Here is a 14,502-nt window from a genome sequence, read left to right on the forward strand (position 1 = left end):
CAGGCCGAGGGTGTCACGCCCTTCATGGCGCTCCTGGCCGGCTACCAGGCCCTGCTCTCCCGCTACTCGGGCCAGGACGACGTGAGCGTCGGCAGCGCCATGGCGGGCCGCACCCGGAGCGAGACGGAAGGGCTCATCGGCTTCTTCGTCAACACGCTGGTGTACCGCACGCGCCTGCATGGAGACCCCACCTTCCGCGAGCTGCTCGCGCGCGTGCGCGACACCACGCTGGAGGCCCACGCCCACCAGGACCTGCCCTTCGAGAAGCTCGTCGAGGAGCTGAGGCCCGAGCGCGACACTGCACGCTCCCCGCTGTTCCAGGTGAACTTCACCTTCCAGAACATGCCCACCGGCGCGCTGGAGGTGCCGGGGCTGCGCGTCCAGCCGCTGCCCGTCGAGGGCGGCGCCGGACGCTTCGACCTCACCCTGGTGCTGACCGACACGCCGCAAGGGCTGTCCGGCACCCTGCAGTACGCCACGGACCTCTTCCGCGAGGAGACGGCCCGCCGCTTCGTGACGCACTTGCAGCTGCTGCTGGAGGGCGCGCTGGGCAACCCCCACCTACGCCTGTCCGAGCTGCCGCTGTTGACGAGCGCCGAGCGCCACCAGTTGCTGGTGGAGTGGAATGACACCACGTCCGACTTCCCGAGCGAGACGTGCCTGCACACCCTCTTCGAGGCCCAGGCCCGGCGCACCCCGGACGCGCAGGCGCTCATCTTCGAGGATGAGCGTCTCACGTACCGGCAGTTCGATGAGCGCGCCAACCAGCTCGCGCACCACCTGCGCACACTGGGTGTCGGCCCCGAGGTGCTCGTGGGGCTGTGCGTGGAGCGCTCCGCGGAGCTGGTGGTGGGCATGCTCGCCATCCTCAAGGCGGGCGGCGCCTTCCTCTGCCTGGACCCGGCTCACCCCACCGCTCGCATCACGTTGATGCTGGAGGACTCCGGCCTTCAGGTGCTGGTGACGCACGAAGCGCTGCTCAACCAGCTCCCCGCGCCCCTGGCCTGCGTGCCGTGCTGCCTGGATGCCGACGCGAGGGTCATCTCCCGACACCCCACCACTGTGCCCGGCTTGGACGTCCTCACCAGCCAGCTCGCCTACGTCATCTACACCTCGGGCAGCACCGGCCGCCCCAAGGGCACCCTCCTGAGCCACCGCGGGCTGACCAACTCCGCGCTCGCCGCCGTCCAGGCCCACCGCCTGTCCTCCTCCAGCCGCGTGCTGCAGTTCGCCTCGCCGACATTCGACGCCGCCATCCTCGAAATCTTCGCGCCGCTGCTCGCGGGCGCCACCCTGGTGATGGCACCGAGGGAGCGGCTGCTGCCGGACGTGCCGCTGCGCACGCTGCTGCGCGAGCATGAAGTCACCACCGTCACCCTGACGCCCTCGGTGCTGGCGCAGCTGTCGCCCGCGGAGTTGCCCCTGCTGCGCACCGTCATCTCCGCAGGCGAGGCGCTGCCCGCCGAGGTGGCCCGGCGCTGGAGCCAGGGCCGCACCCTGCTCAATGCCTACGGGCCCACCGAGGCCACGGTGTGCGCCTCCATCACCCCGGAGTCCGTCTCCCCGGCAGAGCCCTCCATCGGAAAGCCCTGGCCCAATACGCGGCTGTACGTGCTGGATGCGCGCCTGCGGCCGGTGCCCGTCGGAGTGCCCGGCGAGCTGTTCATCGGCGGCGTGGGCCTGGCGCGTGGCTACCTGCGCCGTGCGGACCTCACCGCAGAGCACTTCATCCCCCACCCCTTCAGCACCGAGCCCGGTGCGCGCCTGTACCGCACCGGAGACCTGGTGCGCTGGCGGGCCGACGGCGAAGTCGAGTACCTGGGGCGCACGGACTCGCAGGTGAAGCTGCGTGGCTTCCGGATCGAGTTGGGAGAGGTGGAGGCCGCGCTGGAGGCGAACCCCTCCGTACGCCAGGCCGTGGCCATGGTGCGCGAGGATGCGCCGGGGCTGCGGCGACTGGTGGCGTACGTGGCGCCAGCGCCCGGGGACGATCTGGACACGGCCGCGCTGCGCGCCGCGCTCCAGCAGCGGCTGCCCGAGTACATGGTCCCCGCCGCCTTCGCCGTGCTAGAGGCGCTGCCCCTCACCTCCAGCGGCAAGGTGGACCGCAAGGCCCTGCCCGTCCCTGACGCCGCGTCCTCCGCTTCCGAATACATCGCCCCGCGCACCCCCACCGAGGAGAAGCTCGCCGCCCTCTGGACCGAGGTGCTGCGCCTGCCCCGCGTGGGCGTGAAGGACCACTTCTTCGAGGTGGGCGGACACTCGCTGCTGGCCACGCAGCTCATCTCCCGCGTGCGGGGAGCCTTCGGCGTGGAGCTGTCCCTGCGCGCCGTCTTCGAGGCCCCCACCCTGGAGGCCTTCGCCCGTCGCCTCGACGCCGCGGCGCCCCAGACCTCCGCGTCCCTGGTGCCCGTGCCGCGCACGGTGCCACCTCCGCTGTCCTTCGCGCAGCAGCGCCTGTGGCTCCTCGATCAGCTCGATCCCAACAGCCCCGCCTACAACATCCCCGCCGCGCTGCGCATCTCCGGCGCGCTGGACACCGAGGCCCTGCGGCGCACCTTCGAAGCACTGGTGCACCGCCACGAGTCACTGCGCACCACCTTCCGCGAAGATTCGTCGGTCCCCGTCCAGGTCATCGCGCCGCCCGCCGCCGTGCCGCTGGACGTCGTCGACCTGCGCCACCTGCCCGAAGACGCGCGCGAGGCCGAAGCGCGCCGCCTGGCTACCGCAGAGGCCCTGCGCCCCTTCCTCCTCTCCACGGGCCCCCTGCTGCGGGCCTCGCTGCTGCGCCTCAAGGCGCACGAGCACGTGCTGCTGGTGACGATGCACCACATCGTCTCCGACGGCTGGTCCCTGGGCGTGCTGGTGCGTGAGCTGGTCGCCCTCTACGGAGCCTTCTCCTCCGGCCGGCCCCCGGCGCTTCCACCGCTGCCGGTGCAGTACGCGGACTACGCGGTGTGGCAGCGCCAGTGGCTCAAGGGTGAGGTCCTGGAGCGGCAGCTGGGCTGGTGGCGCAAGCAACTTGAAGGCGCCCCCGCGGCCCTGGAGCTGCCCACGGACTTCCCGCGCCCGCCGGTGCAGTCCTTCCGCGGCGATGCCGTTCCCGTCTTCCTGCCCATCTCCAAGGCCCTGACGGCCTTCTGTCAGGCCGAGGGTGTCACGCCCTTCATGGCGCTCCTGGCCGGCTACCAGGCCCTGCTCTCCCGCTACTCGGGCCAGGACGACGTGAGCGTCGGCAGCGCCATGGCGGGCCGCACCCGGAGCGAGACGGAAGGGCTCATCGGCTTCTTCGTCAACACGCTGGTGTACCGCACGCGCCTGCATGGAGACCCCACCTTCCGCGAGCTGCTCGCGCGCGTGCGCGACACCACGCTGGAGGCCCACGCCCACCAGGACCTGCCCTTCGAGAAGCTCGTCGAGGAGCTGAGGCCCGAGCGCGACACTGCACGCTCCCCGCTGTTCCAGGTGAACTTCACCTTCCAGAACATGCCCACCGGCGCGCTGGAGGTGCCGGGGCTGCGCGTCCAGCCGCTGCCCGTCGAGGGCGGCGCCGGACGCTTCGACCTCACCCTGGTGCTGACCGACACGCCGCAAGGCCTGTCCGGCACCCTGCAATACGCCACGGACCTCTTCCGCAGGGAGACGGCCCGCCGCTTCGTGACGCACTTGCAGTTGCTGCTGGAGGGCGCGCTGGGCAACCCCCACCTGCGCCTCTCCGAGCTGCCGCTGCTCACCGAAGCCGAGCGCCACCATCTGCTGGTGGAGTGGAACGACACCACGTCCGACTTCCCGAGCGAGACGTGCCTGCACACCCTCTTCGAGGCCCAGGCCCGGAGCACCCCGGACGCGCAGGCGCTCGTCTTCGAGGGCGAGCGCCTCACGTACCGGCAGCTCGATGAGCGCGCCAACCAACTCGCGCACCACCTGCGCACGCTGGGTGTCGGCCCCGAGGTGCTCGTGGGGCTGTGCGTGGAGCGCTCGGTGGAGCTGGTGGTGGGCATGCTCGCCATCCTCAAGGCCGGCGGCGCCTTCCTCTGCCTGGACCCGGCTCACCCCACCGCTCGCATCACGTTGATGCTGGAGGACTCCGGCCTCCAGGTGCTGGTGACGCACGAAGCGCTGCTCGACCAACTCCCCGCGTCCCTGGCCTGCGTGCCGTGCTGCCTGGATGCCGACGCCAGGGCCATCTCCCGGCATCCCACCACCGCGCCCGGCGTAGAGGTCCTCGCCAGCCAGCTCGCCTACGTCATCTACACCTCGGGCAGCACCGGCCGGCCCAAGGGCACGCTCCTGAGCCACCGCGGGTTCTGCAACTCCGCGCTCGCTGCGGTGCGGGCCCACCGCCTCTCCGCCTCCAGTCGCGCCTTGCAGTTCGCGTCTCCGACGTTCGACGCCGCCATCCTCGAAATCTTCGCGCCGCTGCTCGCGGGCGCCACCCTGGTGATGGCGCCGAGGGAGCGGCTGCTGCCGGACGTGCCGCTGCGCACGCTACTGCGCGAGCATGAAGTCACCACCGTCACCCTGACGCCCTCGGTGCTGGCGCAGCTGTCGCCCGAGGAGCTGCCCCTGCTGCGCACCGTCATCTCCGCGGGCGAGGCGCTGCCCGCCGAGGTGGCCCGGCGCTGGAGCCAGGGCCGCACCCTGCTCAATGCCTATGGCCCCACCGAGGCCACGGTGTGCGCCTCCATCACCCCGCAGTCCGTCTCCCCGGCAGAGCCCTCCATCGGAAAGCCCTGGCCCAACACGCAACTGTACGTAATGGATGCGCGCCTGCGGCCGGTGCCCGTCGGAGTGCCCGGCGAGCTGTTCATCGGCGGCGTGGGCCTGGCGCGTGGCTACCTGCGCCGTGCGGACCTCACCGCCGAGCGCTTCATCCCCCACCCCTTCAGCACCGAGCCCGGTGCGCGCCTGTACCGCACCGGAGACCTGGTGCGCTGGCGGGCCGACGGCGAAGTCGAGTACCTGGGGCGCACGGACTCGCAGGTGAAGCTGCGCGGCTTCCGGATTGAGTTGGGAGAGGTGGAGGCCGCCCTGGAGGCGAACCCCTCCGTGCGCCAGGCCGTGGCCATGGTGCGCGAGGATGCGCCGGGGCTGCGGCGACTGGTGGCGTACGTGGTGCCGGCACCCGGGGACGAGCTGGACACGGCCGCGCTGCGTGCCTCGCTCCAGCAGCGGCTGCCCGAGTACATGGTGCCCGCCGTCATCGCCGTGCTGGAAGCGCTGCCGCTCAGCTCCAGCGGAAAGGTGGACCGCAAGGCCCTGCCCTCGCCGGAGCAAAGCACCATTCCCACCGGCGTCTACGTCGCCCCGCGCACGCCCACCGAGGAGCGGCTGGCCGCGCTCTGGTCGCAGTTGCTGCACGTGGAACGTGTGGGAGCGGAAGACCACTTCTTCGAGGTGGGCGGACACTCGCTGCTGGCCACGCAGCTCATCTCCCGCCTCCGCGCCACCTTCGGCGTGGAGCTGGCCCTGCAGGTCATCTTCGAAGCGCCCACGCTCTCCGCGCTCGCTCGCAAGCTGGATGAAGCGCAGCCCGTGGGAGCCCCGAAGGCACCACCCCTGCTGCCGGTGCCGCGGACCGGCGCGCTGCCGCTGTCCTTCGCGCAGCAGCGACTGTGGTTCCTGGACCAGCTCGACCCGGCCAGCCCGCTCTACAACATGCCTGTCGTGCTGAAGCTGCGGGGCACGCTGGATGCGGACGCGCTCGGGCAGAGCCTCACCGAGCTGATGCGCCGCCACGAGTCGCTGCGCACCACGTTCCACGGAGCGCCGGAAGGCCCCGTGCAGGTCATCCATGAGGCCCTGCCGCTGTCGCTCTCCGTGGAGGACCTGTCCGGCCTCCCCGAGGAGCAGCGCCAGACCGAGGCCCGCCGTTGGGTGAATGAAGAGGTGCTGCACCCGTTCAACCTGTCCACGGGTCCGCTGGTGCGCGCCGCGCTGCTGAAGCTGTCACCCGACGAGCACGTGCTGGCGCTCACCCTGCACCACTCCGTCACGGACGGCTGGTCCATGGGTGTGCTGGTGCGCGAGCTGGCGGCGCTCTACCCCGCCCTTGCCGCCGGCCAGCCGTCGCCCCTGGCGGAGCCGCCGGTGCAGTACGCGGACTTCGCCGTCTGGCAGCGCGGATGGCTGCGGGGCGACGTGCTGGAGGAGCAGCTGGGCTGGTGGCGTGAGGCGCTGTCCGGAGCGCCGCGCGCGCTGGAGCTGCCCACGGACAAGCCCCGTCCCGCCGTGCAGTCCTCGCGCGGCGCCCTGCTGCGCCTCCAGCTCTCCGCGCCCGTGTCCGAGGCCCTGGAGGCACTGTGCCACCGCGAGGGCGTCACGCCCTTCATGGCCCTGCTGTCCGCCTGGCAGCTCCTGCTGAGCCGTTACACGGGCCAGGAGGACTTCGTCATCGGCTCACCCATCGCCGGCCGCAATCGCACCGAGCTCGAGGGCCTGGTCGGCTTCTTCGTCAACACGCTGCCGCTGCGCGCCCGGCTCGCGTCGCGGGAATCCTTCTCCGCGCTGCTGGCACGAGTGCGGGACACCACCCTGGGGGCCTTCGCCCACCAGGACGTTCCCTTCGAGCAGGTCATCGACGCGCTGCAGGTGGAACGGGACCTGAGCTGGCCGCCCCTGGCGCAGGTGTTGTTCGCCCTGCAGAACGCACCCATCCCAGCGCTGGAGCTGCCCGGCCTCTCGCTGGAGACCGTGGAGCTGGAGGGAACCACCGCGCGATTCGAGCTGGAGCTCAACCTGTGGCGCCTGCCGCGGGGCTACGCCGGACAGCTCAACTACAACACGGACCTGTTCGAGGCGGGCACCGCTGTACGCATGGCGGAGCACTTCCGCATGCTGGTGGAAGCGCTGGTGGCCCGGCCCGAGGCGGCGCTGGCTTCCGTATCGATGCTGTCGGAGGCGGAGCGCCAGCAGGTAGCCGTGGAGTGGAACGCCACTGCCTCCGAATACCCGCGCGGCGCCACCCTGCCCGAGGTCTTCGCGCTGGTCGTGGCACGCCATGGGGACAAGGTCGCCGTTGAGTTCGGCGACTCGAAGCTCACCTACCGGCAGTTGGATGAGCGTGCCAATCAGCTCGCATGGCACCTGCGCGCCCTCGGTGTGTCCACCGACTCGCGCGTCGCGCTGGCCGTGGAGCGCTCGCTGGAGCTGATTGTCTCGCTCGTCGCCATCCTCAAGGCGGGCGGCGCCTACGTCCCGCTCGATTCCTCGTACCCACGTGAGCGGCTTGCCGCCATGGTGGAGGACTCACGCCCGACGGTGCTCATCACCACCCGAGAGCTGCTGGAGAAGCTCCCCGCCGAAGGTCTGTCCACCGTCGTCCTGGGAGAAGTGTCTCTGGAGGCGCAGCCCACGCATGCGCTCCCTCTGTCCGCGCTGCCCGGCAGCCTCGCGTACATCGACTTCACGTCTGGCTCTACCGGCAGGCCCAAGGGCGTCGGGACTCCGCAGTCCGCAGTCCTGCGCACCGTCTTCGGCGTCGACTACGCGCACCTCGGCCCGGATGAGACCTTCCTCCTCATCGCACCCGTCTCCTTCGATGCCTCCACCTTGGAGCTGTGGGGCCCGCTGCTCCATGGCGCACGACTCGTCGTCTTCCCTCCGCACTCGCCTTCCGACTTGAAGGAGTTGGAGTCCGTGCTGACGAGGCACGGCGTCACCACCCTGCACCTCACCTCCGGCCTCTTCACCCAGGTGGTGGACCACAACCCCGCCGCGCTTCGTGGGGTGAGGCAGCTCCTCACCGGTGGCGACGTCGTTTCCGCGCCGCACGTGCGCCGCGTCCTCGAAGAGCTGCGCATCCCCGTGACGGCTTGCTACGGCCCCACTGAATCCACGCTCTTCGCCTCCTGCTTCCGCATGACGTCCGCGGATCAGGTCGGCACGGCCGTGCCCATCGGCCGTCCCATTGGCAACACGCAGGTGTACGTGTTGGACGCCTCCGGCCAGCTCGTGCCCTCCGGCGTCACCGGAGAGCTGTTCATCGGAGGTGACGGCGTGGCCCGGGGCTACGTCGAGCAGCCTGCCCTCACCGCGGAACGCTTCGTTCCCGACTCCTTCTCCGGCGTGCCCGGTGCCCGCCTCTACCGCACGGGTGACCTGGCCCGCTGGCGCAATGACGGCGTGCTGGAGTTCCTCGGCCGCGCCGACGCCCAGGTGAAGGTGCGCGGCTACCGCATCGAGCTGGCTGAAGTCGAAGCGGCCCTGCTCGCCTTCCCGGACGTAGCCCAGGCCGTGGCCCTGGTGCGTGAGGACGTCCCCGGCGACAAGCGCCTCGTCGGCTATGTCGCCGCTCCCGAGTCCCTCGACACGGCCGAGCTGCGCGCCTTCCTCAAGCAGCGGCTGCCCGAGTACATGGTGCCCTCCGCCCTGGTGCGCCTGGACGTCATGCCCCTCACGGCAAACGCCAAGGTGGACCGCAGGGCCCTGCCCGCCCCGGAGTCGCTGGCGTCCTCCTCGGCCGACACCTACGTCGCCCCGCGCACTCCCACCGAGGAGCTGCTCACCGGTCTCTTCGCCCAGGTGCTGCGCGTGCCGCGCGTCGGCGTCCGCGACAACTTCTTCGAGTTGGGCGGCCACTCCCTGCTGGCCACCCAGCTCATCTCCCGCGTGCGCTCCACCTTCGGCGCGGAGCTGCCGCTGCGTGCCCTCTTCGAGGCCCCCACCATCGAGGGGCTCGCGGCAAGCATCGACTCCGCGTCCGAGAGCCAGGCACCCGCCCTCATCCCCGTGCCTCGCACCGGCACACTGCCCCTGTCCTTCGCGCAGCAGCGCTTGTGGTTCCTCGACCAGCTCGAGCCCGACAGCCCCGCCTACAACATCCCCTCCGCCCTGCGCGCCTCCGGTGTGCTGGACATCGAGGCCCTGCGACAGAGCCTCGAAGCGCTGGTGCATCGCCACGAGTCCCTGCGCACCACCTTCCGCGAGGACTCCTCGGGCCCCGTCCAGGTCATCGCGCTGTCCGCCGCCCTGCCGCTGGACGTCGTCGACCTGAGCCACCTGCCCGAAGACGAGCGCCAGGCCGAAGCACTCCGGCTGGCCACCGCCGAGGCCCTGCGCCCCTTCGACCTCGCCACCGGTCCGCTGCTGCGCGTCTCGCTGCTGCGTCTCGACTCGCAAGAGCACGTGCTGCTGCTGACCCTGCACCACATCGTCTCCGACGGTTGGTCCATGGGCGTGCTGGTGCGCGAGCTGGTCTCCTTCTACGAGGCCCTCTCGTCCGGCCACACGCCGCGCCTCGAGGCACTCCCCGTCCAGTACGCGGACTTCGCTTCGTGGCAGCGCTCCTGGCTGCAAGGCGAGGTCCTCCAGGCGCAGCTCGACTACTGGAAGCAGCAGCTCTCCGGCGCGCCCGCCCTGCTGGAGCTACCCACCGACAGGCCCCGCCCCGCCGTCCAGTCCCAGCGCGGCGCGGCGTTGCCTGTCCACCTGCCCGTGCACCTGTCCGAGGCGCTCTCCGCCTTCTGCCAGCGCGAAGGCGTCACGCCCTTCATGGCGTTGCTTGCCGTCTGGCAGGTGTTGCTGGCGCGTTACTCCGGACAGGATGACGTCACTGTCGGCTCTCCCATCGCCGGCCGCACCCGCGCGGAGACCGAAGGCCTCATCGGCTTCTTCATCAATACCCTGGTGCTGCGTGCACGCGTGGCGGCGCAGGCCACCTTCCGCGAGTTGCTCGCCCAGGTGCGCTCCACCACCCTGAGTGCCTACGAGCACCAGCACCTGCCCTTCGAGAAGCTCGTCGAGGAGCTGCAGCCCCAGCGCAGCCTCAGTCACTCGCCTCTCTTCCAGGTCATGCTGGTGCTTCAGAACGCACCAGTCGCGGTGCTGTCCCTGCCCGGCCTGTCCTTCCTCCCGCTGGAGCGTGAGGCCGAAGCCACCAAGTTCGACCTGACGCTCTCCCTGGCTCAGACGTCCCAGGGACTCACTGGCACCCTGGGCTATCGCACCGACCTGTTCGACGCCTCCACCGTGACGCGCATGGTGGAGCACCTGCGCACCCTGCTGGAGGCCGCGCTCGCTTCACCCGACGCGCGCGTGGGCGAGCTGTCCCTGCTGCCCACCTCCGAGCGCCAGCAGGTGCTCGCGCAGTGGAACGACACGCACCGCGAGCTGCCGTGGGACGGGGCCCTTCACGAGCGCTTCGAGTCCCAGGTCGCGCGCACTCCGGACGCCCTCGCCGTCCTTGATGACTCGGCCTCGCTTTCCTTCGCGCAGGTCAATCGCCGCGCCAACCAGCTCGCGCATGTTCTGCGCCAGCATGGCGTGGGGCCCGAGGTGCGCGTCGCGCTCTGCATGGAGCGCGGCGTGGACATGGTCGTGGCCGTACTGGCCATCCTCAAGTCCGGCGGCGCCTACGTCCCCATGGACCCCGCATACCCGCGTGAGCGCCTGGCCTTCATGCTCCAGGACTGCGGCGCGCAACTGGCCCTCACCCAGAGCCACCTGAAGCCTCAGCTCGAAGGCGCGTCCGTGGAGGCCGTGTACCTGGATGACTCGCACGTGAGCGAAGCGCTCTCGCGCGAGTCCGAGGCCAACCCGTCTCGCGTCACCTCGCCCGAGCACCTCGCCTACGTCATCTACACCTCGGGAAGCACCGGCCGTCCCAAGGGCGTCATGGTGCAGCACGCCTCGGTGATGAACCTGCGCGCCGCGCTCGCCTCCGCCGTGTACTCCGGCGTGGAAGGGGCGCTGCGCGTCAGCCTCAACGCGCCTCTGTCTTTCGACGCCTCGGTGAAGCAACTCATCCAGGTGGCGGATGGCCATGCTCTGTGTGTGGTGTCCCAGGCGGCACGCGAAGACGTCGCGCTGCTGAAGTCCTGGGTGGAGACGCACGGCGTGGACGCGCTGGACTGCTCGCCCTCGCACCTGCGTCTGCTGCTGGAAGAGGGCCTTGGCTCCGGCCGTCCGCTGCGCGTGTTGGTGGGCGGCGAGGCGGTGGATGAGGCGATGTGGGCGAAGCTCTCGGTCCACCCCTTCATCCGCTGCTTCAACGTCTACGGCCCCACCGAGTGCACCGTGGACACCACCGCCCGCGCCATTCGCGGCGCTTCCCGGCCCACGCTGGGCGGTCCGCTGGCCAACGTGCAGGTGTACGTCCTCGATGAGCGCATGCAGCCGGTGCCCACCGGCGTCCCAGGTGAGCTCTTCATCGGCGGAGCGGGCGTGGCGCGTGGCTACCTCGGCCGCCCCGAGCTCACCGCCGAGAAGTTCGTGCCCGACCCGTTCGGCACCCTTGCGGGCGGCCGCCTCTACCGCACCGGAGACAAGGTGCGCTGGCTGGCCACGGGCGAGCTGGACTACCTGGGCCGCATCGACTTCCAGGTGAAGCTGCGCGGGTTCCGCATCGAGCTGGGCGAAATCGAAGCCGCGCTGGAGGAAGCAGCGGGAGTCCGTCGCGCCGTGGTGCTCGCCCGCGAGGACGTGCCCGGCAACCCGCGCCTCGTCGCTTACCTCGTCACCGCCGAAGGCCAGGCGGTGGACACGGCCGCGCTGCGCGCCACGCTGCTGCGGAAGCTGCCCGAGTACATGGTGCCCTCGGCCTTCGTCGCCCTGGAGGCCCTGCCGCTCAACACCCACGGCAAGGTGGACAGGAAGGCCCTGCCCACCCCCGACACGGAAGCCGGCTCCAGCACCGCCTTCGTCGCCCCGAGGACTCCGACCGAAGAGACGCTGGCCACCCTGTGGGCCGAGGTGCTGCGCCTGCCCAGGGTGAGCGTGGTGGAGGACTTCTTCGCCCTCGGAGGCCACTCCCTGCTGGCCACGCAGGTGGTCTCCCGGGTGCGCAGGGCCTTCTCGGTGGAGCTGCCCGTTCGGGCCCTCTTCGAGGCTCCCACCATCTCCGCCCTCGCCCAGCGCCTCGACGCCACCCAGCGAGACAAGGGGCCCCAGGCCCCGTCGCTGGTGCCCGTGCCTCGCACCGGCGCGCTGCCCCTGTCCTTCGCGCAGCAGCGCCTGTGGTTCCTCGACCAGCTCCAGCCCGGCGGCGCCGTCTACAACATGCCCGCCTCCGTGCGGCTGGTGGGCGCGTTGGACCAGGAAGCCCTCCAGCGCAGCCTGTCTGAGCTGGTGCAGCGCCACGAGTCGCTGCGCACCACCTTCCGCGAGGAGTCCTCGGGCCCCGTCCAGGTCATCGCTCCGCCCGCCGACGTGCCGCTGGACGTGGTGGACCTGAGCCACCTGCCCGAAGACACGCGTCAGGCCGAAGCACTCCGCCTGGCGACCGCCGAGGCCCTGCGTCCCTTCAACCTCTCCACGGGTCCGCTGCTGCGCATGTCCCTGCTGGTGCTCGATGAGCGCGAGCACGTGCTGCTGCTGACCCTGCACCACATCGTCTCGGATGGCTGGTCCACCGGCGTGCTGGTGCGCGAGCTGGTCTCCGCCTACGAGGCCTTCTCCTCCGGCCGCACGCCGCAGCTCGCCCCGCTTCCCATCCAGTACGCCGACTTCGCTTCGTGGCAGCGCTCGTGGCTGCAGGGCGCGGTCCTCCAGGCGCAGCTCGACTACTGGAAGCACCAGCTCTCCGGCGCGCCCGCCCTGCTGGAGTTGCCCACCGACAGGCCCCGCCCCGCCGTCCAGTCCCAGCGTGGCGCCCTGCTGCCCGTCCACCTGCCCGTGCATCTGTCCGAGGCGCTCTCCGCCTTCTGCCAACGCGAAGGCGTCACGCCCTTCATGGCGTTGCTTGCCGTGTGGCAGCTCCTCCTCTCGCGCTACTCCGGACAAGACGACGTCACCGTCGGCTCCCCCATCGCCGGCCGTACTCGCGCGGAGACCGAAGGCCTCATCGGCTTCTTCATCAACACCCTCGTGCTGCGCGCACGCGTGGCGCCTCGAGCCACCTTCCGCGAGCTGCTCGCCCAGGTGCGCTCCACCACCCTGAGTGCCTACGAGCACCAGCACCTTCCCTTCGAGAAGCTCGTCGAGGAGCTGCAGCCCCAGCGCAGCCTCAGTCACTCGCCTCTCTTCCAGGTCATGCTCGTGCTGCAGAACGCGCCGGCCTCGGCGCTGTCCGTGCCCGGCTTGTCCTTCCTCCCGCTGGAGAGCGAAGCCGAAGCCACCAAGTTCGACCTGACGCTCTCCCTGGCCCAGACGCCCCGAGGGCTGTCGGGCGCCCTCCGCTACCGGTCTGACTTGTTCGACGCTTCCACCGTGACGCGCGTGGTGGAGCACCTGCGCACGCTGCTGGAGGCAGTGCTCGCTTCGCCCGACGCACGCGTGGATGAGCTGCCCATGCTTGCCCCCGCCGAGCGCACGCTGCTGCTCGAGTCCTTCAACGCCGCGCCGGAGCACGCTCCGTCGCTGGAGCCCCTGCACGCGCTCATCGAGGCGCAGGCCGCACTCCGGCCGACTCAACCCGCGGTGGCCTGCGAGAACCAGGTCCTCACGTACGCGGAGCTGAACGCTCGGGCCAACCAGCTCGCCTGGCACCTGCGCTCGCTGGGCGTGGGCCCCGAGACATGCGTGGCCCTGTGCCTGGAGCGCTCCGTGGACACGGTGGTGGCACTGCTTGGCGTCTGGAAGGCCGGCGCCGCCTACGTCCCGCTGGACCCTGCTCAGCCCGCCCTTCGCCTCCAAGCCCTGGTGGAAGAGGTCGCCGCGCCCGTCGTGGTGACGGTGTCCTCGCACGCGGCCGCCTTCGCATCCTCCCAGGCCCACCCGGTGCTGCTGGATACAGATGCCGGCCTGCTCGCGAGCCTGAACACCGATGCACCTTTCTGCCAGGTGCATCCGGACAACGTGGCCTACGTCCTCTTCACCTCGGGTAGCACGGGCCGTCCCAAGGGCGTCGCCGTCTCCCACGGGCAGCTCGCCCACTACGTCCACGCCGCTACCCAGCGCCTGGGCCTCGCCGACTGCTCCAGCTTCGCCCTCGTCTCCACCTTCGTCGCCGACCTCGGCAACACCGTCCTCTTCCCTGCCCTGTGCACCGGCGGCCAGCTTCACGTCCTCACTCACGAGCGCGCCAGCAACCCGGCCGGCGTGGCCGACTACTTCCAGCGCCACGCCGTCGACTGCGTGAAGCTCGTCCCCTCGCACCTCGCGGCCCTCATGACGGCGGCGGAGCCCCGCCACGTCCTGCCTCGAAAGAAGCTGGTGCTCGGCGGTGAGTCCTCTTCCTGGGCACTCCTGGAGCAGGTGCGCGCGCTCGCGCCTGACTGCGAGGTCTTCAACCACTACGGCCCCACCGAGACGACGGTGGGCGTGCTCGCCGGCCGCGTCGAGTGGCCCACCCCGGGCTCCTCACCGGCCACCGTGCCGCTTGGCCGGCCCCTGGCCCTCTCGCGCCTGTATGTCCTCGACGAGCACCTGCAGCCCGCCCCCATCGGCGTACCGGGAGAGCTGTTCATCGGCGGCGCCCAGGTGACGCGTGGCTACCTGCACCGCCCCGAGCTGACGGCGGAGCGCTACGTGCCCGACCTCTACTCTCCGGTGCCCGGCGCGCGCATGTACCGCAGCGGCGACAAGGTGCGCTGGCTGGAAGACGGGCGCGTCGAGTTCCTCGGC

1 protein-coding gene (running past one end of the window) is annotated in these 14,502 nt (G+C 70.9%); it reads left to right on the forward strand.

The genetic code is table 11. The features are described 5' to 3' along the window. Positions 1-14,502, forward strand: part of the annotated coding region (locus tag G4D86_RS49725) for a non-ribosomal peptide synthase/polyketide synthase (RefSeq protein WP_164002736.1) (this coding region is incomplete at its 5' end). The annotated region continues 30,240 nt past the right edge of the window; 14,502 of its 44,742 annotated nt are in view.

It is taken from the genome of Pyxidicoccus caerfyrddinensis (assembly GCF_010894405.1).
In the GTDB taxonomy this organism is placed as follows: Bacteria; Myxococcota; Myxococcia; order Myxococcales; family Myxococcaceae; genus Myxococcus; species Myxococcus caerfyrddinensis.